At 52.0% G+C, this 23,788-nt stretch carries 22 protein-coding genes and 1 other RNA gene; 15 read left to right on the forward strand and 8 right to left on the reverse strand.

Going from position 1 to position 23,788, the window contains the following annotated elements; all coding sequences use genetic code 11:
- Nucleotides 1–2: 2 nt before the first annotated feature.
- Nucleotides 3–554, reverse strand: coding sequence for an RNA 2',3'-cyclic phosphodiesterase (thpR, locus tag AC6CHQ_RS08080; protein WP_498081294.1), 552 nt, complete (start codon nt 552–554; stop codon nt 3–5).
- 215 nt (nt 555–769) lie between these two features.
- Between thpR and AC6CHQ_RS08085 the strand changes: the two genes are divergently transcribed.
- Both AC6CHQ_RS08085 and AC6CHQ_RS08090 read left to right on the forward strand, forming a co-directional pair.
- Complete coding sequence (locus AC6CHQ_RS08085) at nt 770–1,246, forward strand: helix-turn-helix domain-containing protein (RefSeq protein WP_092051816.1); 477 nt, start codon at nt 770–772, stop codon at nt 1,244–1,246.
- 84 nt (nt 1,247–1,330) lie between these two features.
- Nucleotides 1,331–2,005, forward strand: a complete 675-nt coding sequence (locus AC6CHQ_RS08090) for a hypothetical protein (RefSeq protein WP_498081295.1) — start codon at nt 1,331–1,333, stop codon at nt 2,003–2,005.
- Nucleotides 2,006–2,071: 66 nt separating this feature from the next.
- Here the strand turns inward: AC6CHQ_RS08090 and AC6CHQ_RS08095 are convergent, their stop codons facing one another.
- Nucleotides 2,072–2,632 (reverse strand): SLOG family protein, encoded by a 561-nt coding sequence (locus tag AC6CHQ_RS08095; RefSeq protein WP_498081296.1) that lies wholly within the window; start codon nt 2,630–2,632, stop codon nt 2,072–2,074.
- A 74-nt stretch (nt 2,633–2,706) separates the two neighbouring features.
- Nucleotides 2,707–2,897, reverse strand: a non-coding RNA gene (ssrS, locus tag AC6CHQ_RS08100) — 6S RNA.
- Between the two features lie 141 nt (nt 2,898–3,038).
- On the opposite strand from ssrS, the gene AC6CHQ_RS08105 reads away from it, so the two are divergent.
- From AC6CHQ_RS08105 to helD, 8 genes are all read left to right on the forward strand, one after another.
- The gene (locus AC6CHQ_RS08105) at nt 3,039–3,701 is read left to right on the forward strand and encodes a toxoflavin lyase-like VOC family protein (RefSeq protein ID WP_251238436.1); all 663 of its coding nucleotides are present in this window, start codon (nt 3,039–3,041) and stop codon (nt 3,699–3,701) included.
- A gap of 212 nt (nt 3,702–3,913) precedes the next feature.
- Nucleotides 3,914–4,609, forward strand: coding sequence for a Crp/Fnr family transcriptional regulator (locus AC6CHQ_RS08110; protein ID WP_251238437.1), 696 nt, complete (start codon nt 3,914–3,916; stop codon nt 4,607–4,609).
- A gap of 229 nt (nt 4,610–4,838) precedes the next feature.
- Complete coding sequence (locus AC6CHQ_RS08115; RefSeq protein ID WP_218143876.1) at nt 4,839–4,961, forward strand: cytochrome C oxidase subunit II; 123 nt, start codon at nt 4,839–4,841, stop codon at nt 4,959–4,961.
- Nucleotides 4,962–4,979: 18 nt separating this feature from the next.
- Nucleotides 4,980–5,453 carry a cytochrome c oxidase subunit II gene (locus AC6CHQ_RS08120; protein ID WP_498081297.1) on the forward strand — a complete coding sequence of 158 codons (474 nt, stop codon included), beginning with the start codon at nt 4,980–4,982 and terminating at the stop codon, nt 5,451–5,453.
- Nucleotides 5,450–7,165: a b(o/a)3-type cytochrome-c oxidase subunit 1 gene (locus tag AC6CHQ_RS08125; RefSeq protein ID WP_498081298.1), complete on the forward strand. Its 1,716-nt coding sequence runs from the start codon at nt 5,450–5,452 to the stop codon at nt 7,163–7,165. The genes AC6CHQ_RS08120 and AC6CHQ_RS08125 overlap by 4 nt, the downstream gene beginning before the upstream one ends.
- Before the next feature lie 212 nt (nt 7,166–7,377).
- On the forward strand, nt 7,378–7,902 hold the full coding sequence (locus AC6CHQ_RS08130; RefSeq protein WP_498081299.1) for a GNAT family N-acetyltransferase: 525 nt from the start codon (nt 7,378–7,380) through the stop codon (nt 7,900–7,902).
- Nucleotides 7,899–8,192, forward strand: a complete 294-nt coding sequence (locus tag AC6CHQ_RS08135; RefSeq protein WP_498081300.1) for a DUF2087 domain-containing protein — start codon at nt 7,899–7,901, stop codon at nt 8,190–8,192. Before AC6CHQ_RS08130 ends, AC6CHQ_RS08135 begins: the two co-directional genes overlap by 4 nt.
- A gap of 87 nt (nt 8,193–8,279) precedes the next feature.
- Complete coding sequence (helD, locus tag AC6CHQ_RS08140; protein WP_498081301.1) at nt 8,280–10,541, forward strand: RNA polymerase recycling motor HelD; 2,262 nt, start codon at nt 8,280–8,282, stop codon at nt 10,539–10,541.
- Here the strand turns inward: helD and AC6CHQ_RS08145 are convergent.
- Nucleotides 10,509–10,811 carry a DUF5658 family protein gene (locus tag AC6CHQ_RS08145; protein WP_092051794.1) on the reverse strand — a complete coding sequence of 101 codons (303 nt, stop codon included), beginning with the start codon at nt 10,809–10,811 and terminating at the stop codon, nt 10,509–10,511. The genes helD and AC6CHQ_RS08145 overlap by 33 nt on opposite strands.
- Before the next feature lie 206 nt (nt 10,812–11,017).
- Between AC6CHQ_RS08145 and AC6CHQ_RS08150 the strand changes: the two genes are divergently transcribed.
- Together AC6CHQ_RS08150 and AC6CHQ_RS08155 are read left to right on the forward strand one after the other, a co-directional pair.
- The gene (locus AC6CHQ_RS08150) at nt 11,018–11,887 is read left to right on the forward strand and encodes an endonuclease/exonuclease/phosphatase family protein (protein ID WP_498081302.1); all 870 of its coding nucleotides are present in this window, start codon (nt 11,018–11,020) and stop codon (nt 11,885–11,887) included.
- A 120-nt stretch (nt 11,888–12,007) separates the two neighbouring features.
- Nucleotides 12,008–12,592, forward strand: a complete 585-nt coding sequence (locus AC6CHQ_RS08155; RefSeq protein WP_498081303.1) for a histidine phosphatase family protein — start codon at nt 12,008–12,010, stop codon at nt 12,590–12,592.
- A gap of 256 nt (nt 12,593–12,848) precedes the next feature.
- Here AC6CHQ_RS08155 and AC6CHQ_RS08160 read toward each other — a convergent pair whose 3' ends face one another.
- Nucleotides 12,849–13,349 (reverse strand): metallophosphoesterase family protein, encoded by a 501-nt coding sequence (locus AC6CHQ_RS08160; RefSeq protein ID WP_092051786.1) that lies wholly within the window; start codon nt 13,347–13,349, stop codon nt 12,849–12,851.
- Nucleotides 13,346–15,403: a thioredoxin domain-containing protein gene (locus AC6CHQ_RS08165; RefSeq protein WP_498081304.1), complete on the reverse strand. Its 2,058-nt coding sequence runs from the start codon at nt 15,401–15,403 to the stop codon at nt 13,346–13,348. The genes AC6CHQ_RS08160 and AC6CHQ_RS08165 overlap by 4 nt, the downstream gene beginning before the upstream one ends.
- A 170-nt stretch (nt 15,404–15,573) precedes the next feature.
- On the opposite strand from AC6CHQ_RS08165, the gene AC6CHQ_RS08170 reads away from it, so the two are divergent.
- Entirely contained in the window at nt 15,574–18,159 is a 2,586-nt protein-coding gene (locus tag AC6CHQ_RS08170) for a cation-translocating P-type ATPase (RefSeq protein WP_498081305.1), read from the forward strand.
- 129 nt (nt 18,160–18,288) lie between these two features.
- Nucleotides 18,289–19,038, forward strand: a complete 750-nt coding sequence (locus tag AC6CHQ_RS08175) for a MerR family transcriptional regulator (protein WP_498081306.1) — start codon at nt 18,289–18,291, stop codon at nt 19,036–19,038.
- Between the two features lie 66 nt (nt 19,039–19,104).
- Here AC6CHQ_RS08175 and AC6CHQ_RS08180 read toward each other — a convergent pair whose 3' ends face one another.
- Nucleotides 19,105–20,388 (reverse strand): NCS2 family permease, encoded by a 1,284-nt coding sequence (locus tag AC6CHQ_RS08180; RefSeq protein ID WP_498081307.1) that lies wholly within the window; start codon nt 20,386–20,388, stop codon nt 19,105–19,107.
- Between the two features lie 141 nt (nt 20,389–20,529).
- Nucleotides 20,530–22,344, reverse strand: a complete 1,815-nt coding sequence (gene pepF, locus AC6CHQ_RS08185) for an oligoendopeptidase F (RefSeq protein WP_498081308.1) — start codon at nt 22,342–22,344, stop codon at nt 20,530–20,532.
- A 156-nt stretch (nt 22,345–22,500) separates the two neighbouring features.
- Here pepF and AC6CHQ_RS08190 point away from each other — a divergent pair, with 156 nt between their 5' ends.
- Nucleotides 22,501–23,745, forward strand: coding sequence for a cytochrome P450 (locus AC6CHQ_RS08190; RefSeq protein WP_498081309.1), 1,245 nt, complete (start codon nt 22,501–22,503; stop codon nt 23,743–23,745).
- The last annotated feature ends 43 nt before the right edge of the window (nt 23,746–23,788 follow it).

Consider the following 23,788-nt stretch of genomic DNA (forward strand, 5'->3'; position numbering starts at 1 on the left):
CTTTAACAGTCATGCCCAAACTGAAAGGAAGCAATCGGTTTGTATTTCGGCAGCTGCTGAGGGTGGATGGCAAAAAGATGGAAGTGATCAACCTGAATCGTATGAGGATTGAACAGATCTGGGGAAAGATCAAGACGCTCGTCGGTCTTCCGTTTTTTCGCGATGGTAATATGGGGGACAAAGCGGTCGGACGAAGGAAGGCCGGTCACAGACTTGACAGCATCTGAGATGGATTTCTGAAGCCGGTCCAGCATCAGGTTCTTTGTAACCGACAGGTAGGTGACACGCGGACCGGTAGACGGGCCAAAAAAATTGAAACCGTCCACTTGTATGGAAAATGGCTGATGCTCCGCCGCAACAGAACGCAGTTTTGTAACCAGTTTCGAAATTTTATGTTCATCACATGCACCCAGGTAAAATAGCGTGATGTGCAGGTCGTCCTGATGAGTAACCACTTTATAACGATCCGGCAGCATGTGAAGCTCCATGTACTTTTCGGCAAGCGGCTGCACATCTGAAGGAATCCGGATGCCAAGGAAATAATGCTGTTGCAAGCACAACACCTCTTTTCTGTGGAGTGATTTAATTGTACCACCGGATATCAGAAACATCAGTTAAATTCGACTAAATTCGGGAGGTTTCGAATGGCTTCACCAGTGAAAAAGAAGAAGAAGGCCGGATTGGAATAATGAAAAAAGAAAATTCGTTGCCGTATTTATTGAATAAGTTAAGCTGTGCTATGATGGGGAATAGATGAGGAGGGACCCCTATGGCATGGAATCAGAAAGCATTCGGCAGCCGGCTGAGGAAACTCCGTGAACAACAGGGCCTGTCAATGTTGGCTTTCGGAAAAGAAATCGGAACGTCCGCGAGTCGGATCAAACATTGGGAAGAAGGAAAAAGTGCTCCTTCGGCCAGTTGGATTGTAACCATCTGCGAGCGATTTGATGTATCGGCAGAGAATTTGCTGACCGGCAGTAACACGGGAACCGGCGAAAAAAGAATCAATACTCCCGAACATGCTGCTTTCGGTGAAACAGACAGTCCGGGAGTGGACGGATTAGTGGAATCCTTTATCCGTTCAGAACAAGAGAGGTATGGGAAACAGGGAGGACGGGAAAGGCTGATAGAAGAAATTACAGTCCGGCTATCCGGGATGAGTGAACGGGATCTCAGGGAATTGTCGATGCTTGCGGCTCTGAAAGAAAAGTCAGGAAAAGAATTTGGCAGTAAAACAGTCGGCTAAGCAAAAAAACTATGCGGCTCCATGGACACCCGTCCCTTAATCCCTTAAGATGGAACAAGAGTCTGCAGGAGGGAGGTACACGAAGTGAAATTACTTCAGGTACGGAAAGGACAGTTTGTTTATTACAACAATGAACTGCACAAAGTCTATACGATTAACCCGCTGGCAAAAAAATCTGTGCACATGTACCGTGTCAAGGATATGGAACAGGTGACGAGCAAGGCGGAAGAAATCACTCTTCATAAACTGCGTCATATGGATGCATTTATGTTAATGGGAAAATGGTACACCATCCGTGAAGACCTCGAGCCTGAAATCGACGGATATATCCTGGTCACGAAACCTGACCCTGAACCGATGAGTCATTATGGTCTCAATGAATTTGAGAAGGTGGAACAGATTGAGGGCAGGACAGTAGTCACGGCGCGGCAGAATCCGATCAAGCGCAAAGAATTTGTCGTCCTCAGGGAAGGTCTTGAAGAAGGCAGCCGGAACATTGCCTACCAAGACCTTTCCAAAGTAACGGAATCCCAAGTTGCCGAAGATGCAAAGCTGGCAGCGCAACTGTCCCGCACTCAGGAGATCCAGCCGAATATCGGGGATATCTATCTTAACCTCCATAACGGCGGGCGTTCGATGGTCGTTGCGGTAATGGGGGAGGATGTCTGGCTCGGCCACGGCGAAAAACTCAAGATTGAAGATCTGCTCGATGCGGACCATTGGACACTGGTCTATGTAAATACAGAATTCGTTCTTTGATCCGCAACAAGAAACCGCTCCGGAATCAGCCGGAGCGGTTTCTTTGTCTGGCGGATGGCGCGTCACTCACCAGCCTTCTTCCTCCATCCGCATTTCTTCTGCGGCAAAGTTGAGGTCTTCGCCCGAAATGGTCAGCAATTCATAATGGCCTTGTTCAGCGGCGGGCAGGGCAAGCTTTCTCAACCATTTTGGAGAGCCTTCATTTTCCTCGTCATAGACCAGAAGCAAGCCGTCAGAATTCCGGAGGAGGAACTTATCCCGCTCCGAAAACTGCCACGGGCCCTCATATGGCCGGTTCATCAGCACGGTTGTAAAATCCGCCTGTTCAAGGATGGATTCATAGGCAATCTTTTTGGATTCGTTCCAGTTCTTCTCCTGCTCAAGAAATGGCGAGATGACCGCGACTTTAAGTGCGGGATATTCAGTACGCAGTTGGAATGCTGCTTCGGCAGTCCAGGTCTCCACGCCTGGCTGTCCGCTGACGATCACCCATTCAAGGCCTTCTTCCAGAAGTGCCCGCATTCTGCCGGTTATGGCCCGGCGGATTACTGCGATTCCCGGGTGTTTGTCATTGAATATCCCTAGTTCGTGGGGTTTGTAGCCGCTCACCAACAGCCGTTTCAGCATCATCGTCATCCTTTCGCTCGATAATAAATGAAAAAGGCCAGCCCGTAGAACGGACTGGCCGGTAAAGTGTAAAATAAGAAGCCGCCTTTGCCGTAGGAAAATTAGAAAGTTAAAAACCATCACTCCACAAAGTGGGTGTCATCAGAGATGTTCCTGCACGTCTCCGGAAAAAGGTCCGGAGCTTATCATTCCGATCTCGTTTTTAAACTCCCTATTTCAGCTCAAAGGTTTAACTTTATAATCAATACGGTCAATGCAGCTTGTATTTAGAGTATAGGGCAAAACTCTTCGGGATGCAATGGAAATGTCTGGCCGGAAAAAACTATTTCCTGCAGTGCCGGCAGTGCAGTTCGGGAATGCCCGCCGTGTTATAATGGAAACAGTATGAAAAGCGGGGTGAACCGTTTTGTTCAAGTCGGTGACATTATACACAGACCAGCTCGCCGCCATGCGGCGTTTTTATGGCAATATTCTTGAGCTCGAAATCACGGAAAGAGCAGAAGACCGCTTTACCGTCAGGATTGGTACGACTGACATGACATTTACGGCCGTGGACCGGCCGGCCTTTTATCATTTTGCCATCAACATCCCCGGCAATCAGTTTTCGATGCTGAAACACTGGATCCAGGACCGCGTTCCCCTAAATTGGGAGGACGGCGTGGACGAGGTGTACTTCCGGGCATTCGATGCCGACTCGATGTATTTCGAGGACCCGGCCGGCAACATTGTCGAGCTTATCGGCAGGAGGAGAAAAGATGTCTACGGCGACGTTTCCCGGTCTTCGTTCTTGAATGTGAGCGAAGTCGGCCTGGTGACCAACCAGGTTCAGGAAGCGGGCCAGACCTTGTTTGATGCAGGATTGCCATTGCGGGGAACCGACCTGGAACTGGATGACCTGAATTTCATCGGCCGGGGCGACGCTTATTTTGTTCTTGTCCGTGACGGGCGGAAGTGGTACTTTTCGAAAAAGAATGCCGAAATACACCCGCTGGAGGCAAGGCTGACGGACGGAACAGTGGTTCGTCTTGGTGCAGACGGCAGGATCAGCTTGAGTGTCAGCGGGGAATAACCGCGCTTCAACAGAACTTGGGAGTGTGAAATACTTTGTTTGGACTGTTCAAGAAAAGATGCGGAATCTGCAAGAGGAAAACCGCATTGCTGCGCACGTATCGCAGAGGACGTGAGAGTGTTATCAAAGTGTGTCCGGCGTGCGGAGAGTATGCCGAGCGCCGCGCTTACAGGAAAGCCTGACCGGATTCAGGGATAAAAGGAAGTGGCGTGATGGAACGCACATTATCAGCCGTCGACGGATTGACAGGTATTCTGAAGGCCTCGGCGGGCAGCCAGAAAATCGCAAAAGAAGATTATCTTTTCCGTGAGGGCGAGCAGGCGGAGACGCTCTACTTTGTCGAGTCGGGGAAAGTGCGGATCGGCAAGGTGACACCGGATGGACGTGAAATTACTTTCCGGATTTGCGGTGAAGGGGACTTTATCGGTGAAATCATGCCGTTCTGCCCGCCGTCCCTCTATACAGTGGAAGCGATGGCGACGGAAGCTACGATTGTTACGGCCATTCCAAAGGAACGCCTGGAGGAACTTCTTTACTTGGAGCATGAGCTTTCGATCGCCTACATGAAATGGATGGGGATCCTGCAGCAACGGACTCAGTCCAAGTTCCGTGATCTCATCTTGCATGGGAAAAAGGGAGCCTTGTATTCGACACTGATCCGGATGTCCAACAGTTACGGCGTCCCGGCAGAAGGCGGCGGTATCCTGATCGATCTGGAACTGACCAACCAGGAACTGGCCAACTTCTGCGGGATGGCCCGCGAAGTGGCCAACCGCATGCTGTCGGAACTGAGGAAAAGCGGAAAGCTGCGGATGGACAATGGTAAGATTGTACTGACCGATATCGGTTTTCTGCGTGATGCGATGCATTGTGAAAACTGCCCTGTGGAAATCTGCAGTATCGAGTAGCCGTGCCACCATATAGGAAACAAGCCCGTCTGCGGGAAATGCAGGCGGGCTTTTCAAATGGCTCCGGCCTTTTGCAATGACTGATGCATTGCAGAAGGCAGGGGTCTTTTTGTCTATTTTATTACAGCAACGTTGAAAACAACGGAAAACCTGTGATGTTTATCACAGTTCGGGGATGTGCCGGATTTTAAGATAGGACTATAGAAACCGATCGGGAGGATGATTGGAGATGAAAAAAAATAAGAACCCGCACGAAGCGGATTTGCGTGGCACGCTGATCAGTGTGCTGGTAGTAGGGGTTCTCATAGCCGTGATGTGGGCGGCGGTCTACGCCATGTATGTGGCACTTTAAAGAAAGGGGAGGAACACAATGCATCTTCACAAGTTCGAGAAAATCTGGCTGATATTCGGAATCGCCATGCTCGCTGTATTCCTCGGTATCGTCGGAGTTCAGGCTTTTACCCAGGGCCAGACACCTGCGGGCGGCATGGAGAAGATTGATCCTGAAAAAGTTGATGTGACAGCTCCGTTTGATGATCCGGGCGTTCATCAGATCGACGAAGATACCTATGAAGTGGTGATCAAGGCCATGGCCTATGGATATGAGCCTTCGGAAATCAAAGTTCCGGCCGGTAAAGAAATCATCTTCAAAGTGACCAGCAAGGACGTCATCCACAGCTTCACGATTCCCAACACGAAAGTGAACATGATGGTCGTTCCGGGGCAGGTCAACGAAAAAAGATATACCTTCAAGAAGCCGGGAACGTTTCTGATTCTGTGCAATGAGTATTGCGGCACGGGCCATCACTTCATGCATACTGAAATCGAGGTGGTTGAGGAATGATTATACACTCTGAACGTGGACCTCTGGCAGGCCGGCGTACATCATCTGCTGTTACAACTGCGGCAGCAGCGTCCGAACGAAAACTTGCACTCTGGAATATCGGTTTCGCTTATACGGCATTCCTGATCGGAACATTTTGCGGACTGATACAGGTATTCATGCGCAATGAGATGATCCAACTGCCTGCCTGGCTGGACTATTATCAGGTTCTGACTGTACACGGGGTCACTCTGGCACTTATCTACACGACATTCTTCATCTATGCCTTCCTGATCACAGGGATGAGCAAGGCTCTCGGAAGTTTTGGTCCTAAAGTGGCCCGCTGGTCATGGATCGGATTTTTCGTGGCCGCAGCAGGTACGGTGTGGGCAACCATCGAAATCCTGTCCGGCAGGGCAAGTGTTCTTTATACGTTTTACGCACCGCTTAAGGCGAGCGGCTGGTTCTATGTCTCTCTTGCCCTTTTGATCATCGGTACCTGGATCATAAGTTTCGCGCTGATCGCCCACTACGTAAAGTGGCGCAAAGCCAATCCGGGTGTCATGAGCCCGCTGTTCGCATTCATGACTATCTCGACACTTGCCATGTGGATCATCGCCTGTCTCGGGGTCGTCGCCGCTGTTGTATTCATGTACATTCCTTGGGCATTCGGATGGGTGGATACGATCAACGTCGAACTGAGCCGGACACTATTCTGGTTTTTCGGGCACCCGCTGGTTTACTTCTGGCTGCTTCCAGCCTATATGGCCTGGTACCTTGTAGTCCCGAAACTGCTCGGAACAAAAGTGTTCAGTGATTCCCTGGCGCGCCTGTCATTCCTGCTCTTTATCCTGTTTTCCATTCCGGTCGGCCTTCACCACCAGCTGACCGAGCCGGGCGTCGCTGACTTCTGGAAGTTCCTTCAGGTCACGCTGACCTTCATGGTCGTTATTCCGACGCTCATGACCGCGTTCTCGCTGTTTGCGACTTTTGAAATCTCCGGTCGCCAAAAAGGGGCCAAAGGGTTGTTCGGATGGGTCTCCAAACTTCCTTGGAACGACATTCGCTTTACCTCGCTCTTTATCGCGATGGTATTCTTTATCCCGGGCGGTGCAGGGGGAATTATCAACACCAGTTTCCAGCTCAATGAAATGGTCCATAACACACTCTGGGTCGTCGGTCACTTCCATATCACGGTCGGAACTCCGGTTGCGATGACGTTCATGGGAATCTCATTCTGGCTGATCCCTTATCTGACCGGAAGGACGCTCACAAAGACGACCAAGAAGCTCGCATTTGTCCAGATCATTTCCTGGTCGGTCGGTATGCTCTTCATGTCCACCGCACAGCACGTTCTCGGCCTGCTCGGTGCCCCGCGGCGCACTCAGCACTCCAATTACAGCGATCATCCGACAGTGCTGGGCTGGTTTGACGGATTCTTCTCGAATACGGCGACACTCGCCCTCGGCGGAATCATCCTGTTCTTCTCAGCAATGCTGCTCATGGTCATCGTGTTCCGGCTATGGCTGATCGAGCCGCGATCCGAAAAGGGTGACCTGTATGCGGAATTTCCGATTGCGGAAAGCGATGCTTCGGCAACACCAAGATGGCTTGAAAACTGGTGGATCTGGATCGGCATCGCAGTCGCCCTGATCCTCCTCGCCTACACGTTCCCGATCACCCATATGATCCAGGATGCACCTCCGGGATCCAAAGGCTTTATTAACTGGTAAGGAGATGAGCAAATGCTGCTTATGATCGTATCGTTCATGATTGTCATGATCATCGTCATGGTGATCGCGATGGAGCTTGGTTCAGAAAAGGAAATGTAAAGTTCAAGCCTGTCCGGCACATACCGGGCAGGTTTTTTCATGTTGCACAGGGGGCGTAAACCTGACAACATGGAACCAAAGGTTTAAAGACGGATGCTAAATGGGGGAGCGGAATGATTGTCAGACGTGCGAAAGCAGGAGATGAAAGAGGAATGGCTGAAGTCCATATAAGAAGTTGGAAGACAACTTACCGGGGAATCGTGTCCGATCATTACCTGGATTCGATGAAGGCGGATGAGCGGGAGGAACTGTGGAGAAAAGGAATTTCAAAAACTGAGGCATTTGTTGCTGAAGATAAAGGGGAAGTTGCCGGGTTTGCAAATGGCGGACCTGAGCGATCTGGGGACTATCGGGAGTATGACGGAGAACTGTATGCCATTTATCTGCTTGAAGAATGTCAGGGGAAGGGTGCCGGCCGTGAGCTTGTCCGGCAGATTGCGATTGCTCTGAAAAAAGCGGGTTTCCGTTCCTTGCTCGTTCGGGCACTCCGGAATAATCCTTCATGCCATTTTTATGAGGCTTTGGGCGGGATCCGGATAGGAGAAGAGAAAATAGAAATTGGCGGTGCCCTGCATGAGGAATGGGTCTATGGATGGCCTGAGCTGAATGTTCTCTGTGATAAAGGGGGAGTAAAATGAGTTTTATCATAACCGATAAAGAACGCGAACAGACATTGAAGAATTTATTCCGGGAAGGGCCTCACGGACCACTGGATGTTTTTCCTTCTAAAGAGAAAAGGAAGTTCATTGTAGCTGAACACCTGGCAAGCCGCTTTGAAAAAGGAAGAGCCTACAGTGAGCGGGAAGTGAATGAAATCCTAAAACAGGCCTATCCGGACTTTGCGACGATCCGCAGATTTTTTGTTGATTACGGAATGATGGAGCGTTCGGACGATGGCGGGATCTACAGGAGGTCAGAGCAAGTTTGAGGAAGACCCGCTTGAAGCTGCCGGACTGCAGTGGTACAATGCTGTCTTGTTTTCTGCTGTGACAAAGGGATGTAAGGGGGGAGTGCGGTGGCAGCGAGTGATCATCCGGATTATGCTGAAGAATTGGACCGGCTGGAATACACAAAAGAATATATGCAACGGCTGCTCGGTGAAACCGAGCGGGAAGCCGCTGCATCCAGGGAGAATATCCGTCGGTCCATGGGGGATTTGGAACATCTGGATTCCAGTCTGAGCTACATCAATATCCTGACGAACGCCCGATTTTTCGAGATGGCGTCAGGCCGGCAGGAAGAGCTGGAAGGCGTCCTTCAGAATCCTTACTTTGCAAGGATCCATTTCAAAAAAGATGGAGAAGGGGCGGAACTTCTCTACATTGGCAAGACCTCGCTATTCCATCGGGAGACGCAAGAACCTGTCATCGTGGACTGGCGTTCTCCGGTCGCGAATGTCTACTATGACGGAAGGATCGGGGATGTCACCTATGTGGTGAACGGTGAGGAAAACAGCGGCTATCTGTTTGCCAAGCGCCAGTACAAGATCGAAGGTGGTGAGCTCAAGGATATCCGGGATGTCGATCTTACAACGAATGATGAACTTCTGCAGGAGGCGCTTTCCGGCAAGGCCGATGTCCGGCTGACGGAAATCGTCTCAACGATCCAGAAGGAGCAGAATGACATCATCCGGGCCAACCTGAAAAGGCCGATCATCGTCCAGGGGGCGGCGGGAAGCGGCAAAACGACAATTGCCCTCCATCGCATCTCTTATTTCCTCTATACGATGGGCGCGCACTTTCATCCTGAGAAGCTGATGATTCTTGCACCGAGTGAATTGTTTATTGGCTATATCAGGGATGTCCTCCCCGAACTCGGTGTAGACAAAATCAGGCAGACCACCTTTGAAACATTTGTGCTTGGGGCGACCGGACTAAAGTTGAAGTTAGCGGACCCGGACAGGAAGCTGGAACTGCTCGCCGAAGGTAGTGAAATGAACCGGGAGATGGTCCTCCTTTCCCGGCTAAAAGGATCACTTGGCTTCCGGGATGCACTCGACCGCTATGTGTCCCTCATTGAGCGGGACACGATGAACCTGTTTGAAGATGTATATATCGAGAAATTCCGGATCATCAAAAAAGAACGGCTCCGCAGATTGTTCATTAAAGAATTCAGTTACCTGCCCTTGCAGAAGAGGCTTGACCGGATTGCAGGGATCCTCAAGACGGAGACCGCCAGGAAGAGGAAAGAAATCCTGAATACCCTTACTGCCCGGTATGAGCAGGCTCTCGACAAGGCCCTGTTCGGTATCCGGGATGACCGCAGGCGCCGTGAACAGACAACCCGGCTGATTGATGAACGTGATGAGCGGCTCCCGGCCATCGGGAAGGAAGGTAAGAAAACAGCCGCAGCCTATATGAAACGCTTTTCAGCCTTCAACATCAAGAAGTTGTACCGCAACTGGTGCACTGACGAAGAACTGATCCGTAAAACTGCACCTGAATGGACGGCAGGGGAAAGAGAGGCCTTCATCCGGACCTCACATGCCGGACAATGGGAAACCGAGGACTTAGCGGCGCTTCTTTATCTGCAGGCCCGCCTGAAGGGAATTCCTGAACCGTGGAAAATGCGTGCGGTATTTATCGATGAAGCGCAGGATTATAGTGCCTTCCAGCTGGTCGCCCTCCGTGATGCCCTTGATACGGACATGTTCACCATTGTCGGGGATCTTGCCCAGGGCATCCATTCCTACCGGTCGGTAAGGGACTGGGAGACGGTCCGGGATCTGTTTCCGCGTGCAGCCTTCCGGACCCTCCAGAAAAGCTACCGGACAACCGCGGAGATCATGGAAGCCGCAAACGGCGTTCTTGGTGGGATTGCTGCAGGGCTTCCGCTCGTTGAACCGGTGGTCCGCCGCGGACCTGTCCCGGAGGTGCACAGGGCAGAGTCGTTTAATCCGGGTGCGGTGCATGACCTCTACCGGGCAATTCGGGCCAAAGGCCATCGTTCGGTCGCATTGATCACAAAAACTTCGCGAGAGGCGGAGGAAATGGTTGCACGGCTTGCAGCTCTCGATCATGAGGTGATGCTGCTAGGCCGCGGATCGGGTCCCGAATCTGGCCGCCTCCTTGTTGTACCGGGACATCTTGCAAAGGGCCTGGAGTTTGATGCCGTGATGGTTGCTGCGTTCAGGGACCCGTTCAGGGATAGTGAACTTGATCGGAAGATCCTGTATGTCGCCATGACCCGTCCGATGCATGAACTTCATCTGATCGGCGACTTCAGTATGTTCCTGGGCAAGCGCTCAGATCAGGGCGATCCAGAACGCATGCAATAAAAATACGGTGACATAGACGATAAGCGCAGCGTTCATGAGGATCCGGACCGGCCGCGATTCACCGATCGCATGGGATAAGGCGACCAAGATTGCGGGAAGTGCAAGCTTCACCGCGAAGAAATAGGCCGGCTCCATTTCCAAAATGGCATTCATCAGGGGATTGGCCTCGCGGATATAGCCTCCCGAAATGCCGGTTAGCGTCAGATAGGTATCTGCAATGGAAAGAAGCAGCAGGAGAATGGAAGGATGCTTCAGAGAATCAGACTTCATGTCGGGAAACGCCTCCTTGTTTTGCGCCCATCCTGCCCGCGCAGTCCCCTTTTCACACCCGTTTATGTAGATTTCGTGAACCGGAACAGCTCAACTTTACAATTTTTAACCAATCCCTTACACTCTCATAATGTTGTGTGGCTAAAGTAGGAAGGGAACAGACAACTTTTCCCCCGTCAGAGAAACCACACAAAAGGAGAGATTTCATGACAGGAAAACCGGCATTGCCCCAGGCTGGGTGTATGGCAGTCGAGGAAACAAAATCTGTGAGGCCAATCAGCGTCATGTCCTATAACATTGCTCATGGCTGCGGTATGGACGGGAAAGTGGATCTCAGTCGGATTGCCGGCGTGATTCGTTCAAGCAGTGCAGATATCGTCGCCTTACAGGAAGTAGACAGCCATTATTCCGGCCGGAGCGGCTTTGAGGATCAGGCTAAGGTTCTTGCCGGGATGCTTGGGATGTATTACAGCTACGGGCCAAACCTGATTGAGCCGCCGCTGTTTCCGGGTCAGCCGGCCAGAAAATACGGCAATGCTGTTCTCAGCCGTTTTCCGATCAAATATGCAGTAAACCACGCTTACCGGGAGGTTGAGAAACCTCCGGAAGATGCAGAGCCCCGCGGGGTGTTGGAGACAATCATCGATCTGGGCGGAATGTACCTGAGTCTGTTCAATACACATCTGGCCCTGCACGAGGACGGGCTTCGTTCGAATATCAGTGAGCTTCTTGAGCTTGCAGGCAATTCAATGTTCCCGGCAGTGATCACCGGAGATTTCAATGCTGTACCTGAACATCCGGAGATCCAACAGATCCGGTCCCTTTTTCGGGATTCATTTGACGGGATCGAGCCAGAAGATTCGCTTACGTTCCCGAGCCGGTATACTGATCCATCAGGGGCTGGCATGTCAGAGCCTGCAGCCCGGATTGATTATATCTTTTCGCGGGGAATTGAGGACATCGGCGAAGTGCGTGTGATCAGCACGGATGCATCCGACCATATGCCAATCATCGCTAAGCTGCTGTTTCCAGTTGCGGAAGCGGATAAAAGACAGCCCGAACTGGCGTCAAATTGAAAACGGAATTCCTTAAGGCTGCCATCTTGCGGCCTTTTTCGCGTCTGTAGGGAGGAATCACCGCCTGCCGGTCGAAAAAGAAAGAGAACAGCCCGACGGATGGGCAGGGGAGGGATGAAAATGAAACGGATCGGTTTTGTCCGCCATGGTGTGACCGAATGGAACAGGGCGCGCAAGTGGCAGGGACACTCGGATATACCGCTTGATCCGGAAGGAATTGCCGAGGCGGAAAAAGCGGCTGCGCGGCTCGCTGGGGAAGGCTGGGAAATCATATATGCAAGCCCGCTGAAACGCGCACTGAAAACCGCGGAAATCATTAAAGAAGCAAATCCCGGCCTGCGTCTGGTCGAAGATACCCGCTTGGTGGAAGTGTACGGCGGTCAGCTGGAAGGGACGACAGAGGAAGAGCGGATCAAAAAATGGGGGAGCGAATGGCGGTCGCTTTTGCCTACTCTTGGAATGGAGCCCGATGAAGACATGGTAGCCAGGGGAATTGAACTTCTGGAAGAGATCAGAAAGCGTCCTGAAGAGAATGTGCTCCTTGTCACGCACGGCGGTTTTATCAGACGGCTTCTCCAAGCGATTGTTCCTGATCTCCAGCAGACTGATCGCATTCTGAATACATCAGTGACGGTTGTGGAAATGCATGATGAGGAAAACCTCTGCACGCTTTATAACTGCACCAAGCACCTGTCAGATGCCTAGATCATGTAAAGGGGCTGTCCGAAAAGTCGGATTCAGCACATGATATAGCAAAACGGCACGGACGCCGGAAGACTCCTCGAAAATGCTTCGCATTTCCTTCGTGCGAGGCTTATTCGAGGAGGCTTTTCTGTCCTGCGGGAAAAGCCGGGCTGTCGAGACCCGCTTTACGCGGGGCTCGGCGCCGGCCCGCGGTAAGCCACCAGAGTCCGTGCCGTTTGCTGTTTTTATCGTATTAATGACTTATTGGACAGCCCCTTTAGACTTTACTGCTGTAGAGAACATGCCTGAGGGTAAAGCTGCCGGTTTCCGTTTCGAGGATACCGAACGAAAAATCCGCCTCTCTCCGCTTGTCGGTAGGAGAGCCGGGATTGAACAGCACGATCCCGTCATGATTTTCGTGATAGGGAATATGGGAATGGCCGAACAGGATGATATCCGGCTGTTCTTCCCTGAATGTATCCAGGGCCCGCAGTGGAGTCGTCTTGCCTTTCCCGTCCCCGTGAACGAGGGAGACCATGATGCCGTCAAAGGAAAAGCGTTTTTCCCTGCCGAATTGTTCCCTGACCTCGGGGGGATCGGCATTACCGTATACGCCATCGACAGGCGCAAAGCGTTGCAATTCATCGTAAACGGCAATTGATTGCCAGTCCCCGGTATGGATGATCCTGTCTGCGGTATCAAGCTCCTCAATAAGACGCGGGGGCAGTGATTTGGCCATGCGGGGCATATGCGTATCGCCCATAATGACAATCCTCAACTGGACTCATCCAATCCGATAGCATCCAGGGTCATGGTGTAGCCATGGACAGGGGCCCTGCACACATTGCTCTCGCATACAAAGGCGGTCAACGGGCGGCTGACATCCGTTTTCCCGGAGCTTAGACCGGAAAGTGGACCATTTACACCCGCCGGTTCTGTCCAGACATCAAACGGCAGGAAAGCCTCCCGAATCGTACCGAGCAGTGCTGACCGTTCATCCGGCTGACTGCCGGTCACAACGATTTCACGACCGCCGGCCTCGAGTGCCATTCTGGCCATGAGCAGACTGAGTGTGCCGTTCGGATATTGGCCAGTCTCTCCCGCAAACTCCGCCATGATTCCTTCGGCCCGCCGGATCCAGCGCTCGTCCGCCGTCAGCTTGCCGAGCCTCCACAGTTGCATCGCGGCAATCCCGTTTCCTGATGGAAGGGCACCATCCAGAATATCTTTGTTCCGTGTCAGTAGTTCTTCACCTTCCCGGTCGGTAAAGTAAAAGCCTCCCGGTCCGTCTGCAAACCGGTCCTCCAGGATTGCAGCGAGACGGACTGCTTCCTCTACGTATCGCTCTTCACCATCAGCCTGATGAAGCTCGATAAGGCCCCAGATCAGATAAGCATAGTCATCCAGATAGGCATGGAATTTTGCCTCGCCTTCACGCCATCTTGCAATCAGATGGTCGCCGCCATCAAGCCGCTCTTTGATGAACCCGGCTGCTCGCTTTGCCGCCTCCAGCATGTCCGAATCGGAAAATGCCGCACCGGCTTTTGAGAGTGCCGCAATCATCAGGCCGTTCCATGAAGTGAGGATCTTATCATCAAGATGGGGATAGGGCCTGGCTTCTCTATGTTTCAGCATTTTGGGGAGAGAGTCATCCAAAATACGTTCCACTTCCTCTTCGGTAATGCCGAACTCCGATGTGACCGCCTCCAAATCCAAGCCGATCATGTTCGGAATACTCTTGCCTTCGAAATTTCCACCCGTCTTAATGTCATATACAGCACAGACGATTTCGGCCTCTTTTTCTTCCAGCAGGGCAAAGACCTCCTCAACCGTCCACAAATAATACGTGCCCTCGGCACCTTCGCTGTCCGCGTCGAGCGCAGAGTAGAACCCGCCTTCAGGGTGGGTCATCTCGCGCCTGATGAACCGGAAAAGGTCCTTCACGATACCGGCATAGCGTTCATCGCCGGAAATCTGAAATGCCTCCGTATAGGCGAGCATGAGCATTGCCTGGTCGTACAGCATCTTCTCGAAATGGGGGACGAGCCAGTATTCATCGACCGAGTAACGGGCAAATCCCGACCCGACCTGGTCGTAGATCCCGCCTGAGGCCATTGCGTCCAGCGTCCGGTCCGCCATCGTGAATGCCATCGGCTCGCCATGCCATTCAAAGTATCGGAACAGGTAAAGAAGCTGGTGGGGCGAAGGGAATTTCGGCGCGCCGCCAAAGCCCCCGTAGACGCTGTCATACAGGCGGGCCAGCTGGCCGAACGCCTGGTGGAGGATCTGGGCAGGGATTTCTCCGGTGCCCGATTCCGGACGGATTTCAAGTGCTTGTTTCATCCGGTCGCCGATCTCTTGTACCCGATCAGGATCATTTGTGTATACATCATGAAGCTGCGGCAGCACGTCCATCATGCCCGGACGACCATACTTGCCGGTTTTCGGGAAGTAGGTGCCGATATAGAACGGCTTCTGGTCAGGGGTGAGGAAGGCGTTCAGCGGCCATCCGCCCTGTCCGGTCAGTTTCATGCAGGCATCCATATAGATCGCATCGATATCCGGACGCTCCTCACGGTCAACTTTGACGGGGATGAAATGCTCATTGATGAGCGCTGCAACTTCATCGTCCTCGAACGACTCATGGGCCATCACATGGCACCAATGGCAGGTGGAATACCCGATTGAGACGAAGACCGGCTTGTTTTCTTCCTTCGCTCTCCGAAAAGCTTCTTCCCCCCAAGGATACCAGTCGACCGGGTTATGGGCGTGCTGGAGAAGATAAGGGGATTTCTCATGAATTAGACGATTTGTATGAATGGAATCGCTCATTTTGCCACTCCTTCCTATTCCAAGTATAGCCTCTATTGTTCCAGGCAAAAACAAATGCACCGAAAAGCATGCGGGAATCGCATGAGCCCGGTCTGTCATGCATACCTTCATTTTGAAGAAGAACTTGTCCGCCGCATGAGATATAGCTTAATTGATGGAGGGATCATTGCATGAGTGTCATGCTAAAAACGGTCAAGGCACACTTGGACGAGCCTGGAGCGATTGGGCAGGGACTATCTGATGAAGAAGTCAGGCTGAAGCAGGAACAAGACGGATTTAACGAATTGCGGGAGGAAAATCGCAAAAGTGCCGGCGCTGTATTCATTGACCAGTTCAAAGATTTCCTGGTCATCATCTTGAATATTGCGGCGGTCATCTCCGCGTTCCTGGGGGAAGTGGAGAGTTCGATCGTTATTCTGACCGTGGTCCTGCTGAATGCAGCGCTGGGCACCATCCAGCATGTCAAAGCGGAAAAATCCTTGAACAGTCTGAAGGCTATGGCGGCCCCCTCTGCAAATGTATTGCGTAATGGGAAGGTCGTCCAGATCCCATCACGGGAAGTCGTGACTGGAGATATCCTGATCATCAACGCAGGGGATTATATTTGTGCGGACGCACGAATCTTGGAGAGCCACAGTCTCCTGATTAACGAAAGCTCGCTTACCGGGGAATCCGTCCCCGTTGAGAAGAATGCGGAATTCGTAAGCGGAGAGCACATCGCACTCGGCGACAGGAAAGACATGGCGTTTTCAGGCAGCTTTGTCACAAGCGGCAGGGGAAAGGCTGTTGTGACGGCAATCGGCATGGATACCGAAATCGGTAAGATTGCAGATCTGCTCGAACACGCCAAGGAAAAAAGCACGCCTCTCCAGGAAAGACTGGATCAATTCGGCAAAGCGCTGGCCATCGGAATCACGGTGATCTGCGTGATCGTTTTCGGTTTGGATGTGATCCGCGGAAGGGAACTGTCGGATTCGTTCATGTTTGCCGTTTCACTGGCAGTTGCAGCCATACCTGAGGCGCTCAGCTCCATTGTGACGATTGTCCTTGCTTTCGGGACACAGAAGATGGCTAAAGAAAATGCCATCATCCGGAAATTGCATGCGGTTGAAAGCCTGGGCAATATCTCTGTGATCTGCTCGGATAAGACGGGAACGCTCACCCAGAATAAAATGACGGTCCAGCTGTTTTACACCGACGGGCAGATGCTCGGCCATGATCAGCTGCAGCCGGGAAATAAACATCACGAAAAGCTGTTGCGCATGGCACTGCTATGCAACGATGCCTTAACGGCAGACGGACAGGAAATCGGGGACCCGACAGAAGTTGCTCTTGTACACATCGGGAAGCAATATGGATTTAATGAGCAGGCGGAGAGGGAGCTGAACCCGCGCGTCGGGGAGATCCCCTTTGATTCCAGAAGAAAGCTGATGTCAACAATTCACCGGATCGGCCATAAGCAGGTGATGGTCACCAAAGGTGCGACAGATGTTCTGATTCCGAGAATCAGCCGCATCGAACTGACCGGCGGTGTTCAGGCAATTTCCCTGCATCAGATTGAATCGATCAGACAGGCCAGCCATTCGTTTGCCGACGGGGGGCTGCGTGTGTTGGCTCTTGCTTATAAGGAAGTTCTCCCGACACTCCCGGGTGCGGCACAAGAAGAGGGACTGACTTTTCTGGGCCTGATTGCGATGATGGACCCGCCAAGGGAGGAAACGGAACAGGCAGTGGCCGATTGTATCCGTGCAGGCATCAAGCCGGTCATGATCACGGGTGACCATAAAATCACGGCCATTGCGATCGCCGGACAAATCGGTATCCTAAAAGACCCATCTGAAGCGGTAGAGGGCAAAGACATCGAAAAACTATCCGATGAAGAGCTTAAGGCCCAAATTGACCGGATTTCTGTTTATGCACGGGTTTCTCCCGAACACAAAATCAGGATTGTGAGAGCCTGGCAGGAAAAAGGGAACGTAGTTGCCATGACCGGGGACGGTGTGAACGATGCACCGGCCCTGAAGCAGGCGGATATCGGAGTGGCCATGGGAATGGCCGGAACGGAAGTGGCCAAGGACGCGTCCTCGATGGTACTGACCGATGATAATTTTTCAACGATCGTAAAAGCCATATCCAATGGCCGGAGCATGTATAACAATATCAAAAATGCCATCCAGTTTTTATTGTCCGGAAATGCAGGGGCGATATTCGTTGTGATCTACGCTTCCCTTTTTGCACTACCGGTTCCTTTCCTCCCGGCACACCTCCTGTTTATCAATCTGCTGACAGACAGTTTGCCTGCAATTGCTATCGGACTCGAGCCGCACAGAAAAAAAGTGATGAAAGAAAAGCCGAGGGACAAGGATGAAGGATTGTTCAGCAAGCGAGATGTCATGCAGATCACCACGGAAGGCCTGCTGATTGCAGTTGTCACAATTATCGCATTCCAATATGGATTATCTGCGGGGGGCCCTGCAGATGCCACCACGATGGCTTTTGCTACGCTATGCCTCGCCCGCTTGTTCCATGGATTCAACTGCCGCTCAAAAGACTCCATTTTCAGGCTCGGCCTATTTACCAACATCGCCTGCTGGACCGCGTTTCTGATTGGCGTGATTTTGCTGAACCTCGTGTTGACGTTCGGATTGTTTGAAGCGGTCGCCCTCGACAAGGCACAATTGTATCTGGTCTATGGACTGGCATTTGTACCTTTCGTCGTCATCCAGACGTGGAAACTGATTTTTGTAAAATCATAAAGATTAACCCCTATCCGAATTCAACCCGCTTCCGACGGGTGAATTCGGATTTTTATTTGGAACGAACTGTTGACCCTGACGCAACGTCAGACTTTATACTGGATTTAAGAAGAGAAGGAGGAGGTTGGGATGCTCCGAAAAGTAAAGGAAGTCGCAGAATTGACCGGTGTCAGTGTCCGGACTCTGCATCATTACGACCGGCTCGGGCTTTTGACACCCGAACACACAACGGAGGCGGGGTACCGGCAGTACTCTGAGGAGAACCTGGAGACGCTCCAGGAGATACTGTTTTTCAGGGAATTGGGATTTCCGCTAAAGAACATCGGTGAAATTCTGCAAAGTCCGGACTACGACAGGGCAGAGGCTCTTGCGCTGCAGCGCGAGGCACTGCTGGAAAAGCGGTCGAGGCTTGACCGGATGATCAAGACGCTTGAGAACACCATACAGGATGCGAAAGGGGAAATTAAAATGACAGATAAGGAAAAGTTCGAAGGGTTCGACTTCACGAATAATCCTTATGAGGAAGAAGCCCGGCAGCGCTGGGGGAACGAGGCGGTCGACCGCTCCAATCAGGTGCTGGCCGGCATGGGAGCGCAAGGGCAGAAGCAAATCAGCGAACAGATGGAGGTCCTGTTCCGGAAACTTGCGGCCATGAGACAACAGGACCCGGCCTCAGATGAGGTCCAGCAGGCAATCGGCGAATGGCATGCATTCCTGAACGGCATGGGACATAGTTATTCACCGGAAGCCTTTAAGGGGCTCGGACAGCTGTATGTCCAGGATGAGCGGTTCACCAGGAACATGGACAAATTCGGTGACGGGTTTGCCAAGTTCATGGCAGAAGCGATGGGCATCCGTGCCGACCGGATGCAGGGCTGATTTTCTCCAATATAAAAGGCTTCCCGGAACAGACATTCCGGAAAGCCTTTTTTCTATGGCGGCGTCTCAGACGAGATAAACCGCAAAATTCAGGATGAAGAGAACCGCAATCACGTAGAGTGGCTTGGCAACCTCGCGAGCCCGTCCGCTTGCCAGTTTCAGGATTGGATAGAGAATGAACCCGACCGCGACGCCATCAGCGATGCTCTGGGTAAACGGAATCATCGCAATCAGGAAGATCGCAGGGAACGCCTCGGTCAGATCGGATGTATCCAGGTCGGTAATATTCTGGACCATCAGTCCCCCGATGATCAGAAGAATCGGTGCGATGGCATTGTCCGGAATATACTGGATGACCGGGATAAAGAAGACCGACATCAGGAACAGGATGCCTGCCGTAACTGCGCTGAGTCCGGTACGGCCGCCTGCGGCGATGACCGCACCGGTTTCAGCGGTGGCCACCGGCGTGCTGGAACCGAATAGGCCGGACAGCATGGCGGACAACGAAGTCGCCTGCAATGCCCGTTCCGCCTTTTCAGGTCGGCCTGCCGCGGCGGTGTGAGACTGAACGAGTCCGATGTTCTCGAAGACGGTCACCATCGTCAGGGAAAACGTTCCGACGATAAACGCCATGGACAGCACGCTGTCAAACGACCATGCAGCAAACACATCGCCGTAAGAAGCAAGGGAGATGTCATCGTTCCCGGATCCGTCAGGCAAAATGCCGAACAGGGCTGCAATGGCGGTACCCGCGATCATCGCCCAGAGAAAGTGCCCCGTGATGTTCCTCAGAAACAGAACGAGGGCGATCAGGAGTGTCAGGACCGTCGCAATCAGTCTCGGATCGGAAAGGTCACCAAGAGCGATCATCGAGCTTGTCCCCCGATCGATGATTCCGCCTTTCTCCAGGCCTATAAAGATCAGGAACAAGCCGATTCCGACTGTAATGGCCACTTTTAGCGATTGCGGGATCACCCGGTTCAGGATGGCCCCGAGCTTCGTGAAGGCGACTGCCACGAAGATGACGCCGGAGATGAACACAAGTGTCAGCGCTGTCCGATAATCCATTCCCATTGAATGGACAAACGTGTAGGTGAACATGACGTTTATGCCCATACCGGGAACGAGGAGGATCGGCGCATTTGCCCAGAGCCCCATCAGGAGGCAGCCTACGAACGAAATCAAGATCGTAGCGATCATGGCGCCTTCCAGCGGCATCCCGGATTCGGCAAGGATGAACGAGTTGACGGCAATGATGTAGGCGATCGTAAAGAAGCCGACCAGACCGGCCATCACTTCCGTCCGTACGTTCGTCCCGTGCCCCTTCAAATCAAAAAGATCTTTTTTCATTGATAAAACCTGCTATTCAATTATCCCTCTCCCAACCCGCTTCGCTCTAAAAAAGAGGAAGCCACAAGTCCTTATTATACTCCGGAATCACCGTACCATCAAAGGAAACCCCTTCCACAACATGTGGAAGGGGGAAGGAAATTATGCTTCGGTATTGGCGGAAATTTCTTCTGTCAGCTTTTCAAGCTGGTCGATCAGGTTGCCGATATGTGCGATCGTATCGCGGAGAGGGGCATCAGTCGTGATGTCGACACCTGCCATTTGGGCAAGTTCCACCGGAGACTTCGTACCGCCTGCGCGAAGGACTTCCAGCCAGTCGTTCACAGCCGACTCGCCCTCATCCAGGATCCGCTTCGACACCTGAGTGGAGATTGTCAGACCTGCGCTGTAAGTATATGGATAAAGGCCCATGTAGTAATGAGGCTGGCGCATCCAGGTGAGTTCCGCGCCTTCTTCGATTGTGACATCGCTGCCCCAGAACTCTTCAAGCACACCGCGCTTAAGTTCATTCAGCACGCCTGCATTGACGCTCTGGCCGGCATCGATGCGCTCATAGACTTTGCGCTGGTAGGCAGCTTCAAGAAGGTGGGTGACGAAGTTGTGATAGTACGTCCGCGCCACGATGGAGGCGATGACCCAGCGTTTGAAACGCGGATCATCAGAGTTCTTGAGCAGGTGATTGGCCATCAGCATCTCGTTCATCGTCGACGGTGCTTCAATAAAGTAAAGGGACGGACGGGCGTTGAAGACTCCCTGCTCTCTGTTGGCATTGTAGAAATGACCCGCGTGGCCGAGTTCGTGCGCGAGGACGAACACATCTTCCATGCTGCCGGACCAGGAGATCAGGATGTAAGGATGCACGCCGTAAGGGCTGGAGCAGAAAGCACCCGTGGATTTCCCTTTGTTCTGGGCGAAGTCGGTCCAGCGTTCGTCATAGGAGCGCTTCAGCATTTCGGAATAGTCGTCTCCCATAACGGAAAGGGCATCGAAAATATACTTCTTGGATTCTTCGATGGTGATTTTCGGCTCATACGACGGATCAAGCGGAACTTTCAGGTCCGCGAATGTCATCCGGTCGATTCCGTGTACGTTCTCGAGAAGCTTGGCATAACGACGCATGTGAGGGGCCAATTCATTCATGATCAGATCGATCTGGCGGTCGTACAATTCCCGATCCACTTCCTGGTTGAACAGAAGGTAATCGAAAACTGTATCGAATCCGCGAAGGTCGGAAGTTGTCTTTTCTGTCTGGAGATGAGTGTCATACGTTTTGGCAGTCGTGTGCTGATAGTCGGCCAGTTTTTCGTAAAACGCTTTATAGGCTGCACGGCGTTTGTCCGTGTCCGGATCGGTTTCCCAAGTTCCTTCAAACAGGTTGTAGCTGTTTGGGAACTGCTCGCCGCCCGCTTCAAAGTCAGGGAAGTCCATATCAACCAGTTTAGTGACGTTGTAGAGTTCATATGGAGCATCCAATACGGAAGAGAAGGCCGCAAGAACTTTCTCCACTTCCGGGTGCAGCTTGTGAGGCTTAAAACGTAGAATATCCCGCAGATAAATCCGGAACTCTTCCGATTGCTCCATCGCCTGTTTCAGCTCTTCTTCAGGAAGTTGAGAAAGCTCGCTCTCGAAAAAGCTCATCTCGGCAGAGCTTTTTGCCATGAGTGAACCGAATGCTGCCCCTCTCATCTGATGGTCGCTGTTCGTCTGGTCTTCGCTCTGCAATAGATTGACATAAGTTCCCGCCGGAATGATTTTTTCATAGATTGCGGCGTACTCTTTGAGCGCGGAAAGCGCAGATGCGGCATCAGTCACATTGCCTTTGTATTTTGCGGAAAACGTGCGTACATCTTCACGGATCTCATCCAGCCGTGCTTCGTAATCAGTTTCCGAAGCGAACAGATCATTCAGGTTCCATGTTTCTTCCAGCTTCACTTCTGAACGCGGGATTGCGGACATTTTATGTTTCCCCCTTATTACGGTAGTCGAACTAATTGTATAACATCCCGGTCGCCAATGAAAGGAGATTCTGAGCTTTCTGACATGCGGATTCAAGTTATTCGGCATGCAATTCAGGGAATACAAAAAGCATGACAATGCAGAAGAGGTGTAGGAATGACAAAACAGATTCCAGAGATCAAGATGATTGACAGTACGATCAATGTGGTCACCGAGGGCTATGACTTTGTAGGCAAGCGGATGTCCCAATTGGACACCGATGTCTTTGAAGCGAGAATTCTCGGGAAGAAAATGATTGTCATGACCGGAAGGGATGCCGCTGAACTGTTTTATGATGAAAGCAAGATCAAGAGGGAAGGCGCGATGCCCAAGCGCATCCAGAAGACCCTGTTCGGTGTGAACGGGATCCATACGAAGGACGGACAAAAGCACAAAATCCGGAAAGCCATGTTTATGTCGATGATGACCGAAGAACGTCTGGCTCATCTCAGGACAATCCTGAAGGAAGAATGGGACCGGAAAGGCCCTGAAATGGAACAGAAAAAACGGGCGGTATTATTCGATGAATCAGAGGAACTGATTTTGCGTGCTTTGTGCCGATGGACGGGCGTCCCACTGACTGATGCCGAGTCATGGCGACGGGCCTACAATGTCGGGGTCATGATCGACGCTGCGGGAGGAGTCGGCAACCGCTACCGTGAAGGGGAAAAGGTCAGGACAGAGACTGAAGCCTGGATCCAGGAAGTGATCGAGGCCGTCCGTGAAGGAAGGATGCAAACCGAAGAGGGCACACCTGTCCATACGGTCGCCTTCCATGAGGAAGAAGGAGAACTTCTGGACGCCCACATGGCGGCGATTGAGCTGCTTAATGTAATCCGGCCTGCTGTTGCAGTTGCCCGATTTGTCGCATTTGCAGCTCTTGCCCTCCATGACTTCCCGGAATGGAAAGATAAACTGGGCACACAAAAAGAGCTCAATAACTTTGCCAATGAAGTTCGGCGGTTTTATCCGTTCACGCCATTTCTTCCGGCTGTCGTCAAAGAAGACTTTGAATGGAAAGGTTATCTGTTCAAAGAAGGCCGTCATGTCATCCTGGATGTGCATGGCATCAACCGGGATCCCCGAATCTGGAAAGAACCGGAGACATTCAATCCCGATCGGTTCAATGACTTTGTCGATGACCGGTTCAATTTCATCCCGCAGGGCGGCGGAGATCCGGATACCGGCCACAGATGCCCGGGAGAACCGATCGCCGTGATGATCATCGAGGAAAGCGTTCTGTATCTGACGAAGAAGCTTTCCTATGATGTGCCTGAGCAGGACCTCACCATCAATATGGTGAGAATGCCGACATTGCCGAAAGATCGGTTTATCATGGAGAATATCCGAATAACAGGATAATTAAAGATTATTTAAAAAGCCGCGGAGACGCGGCTTCTTTATA

The sequence above is a fragment of the Bhargavaea sp. GQ12 genome (genome assembly GCF_059758705.1).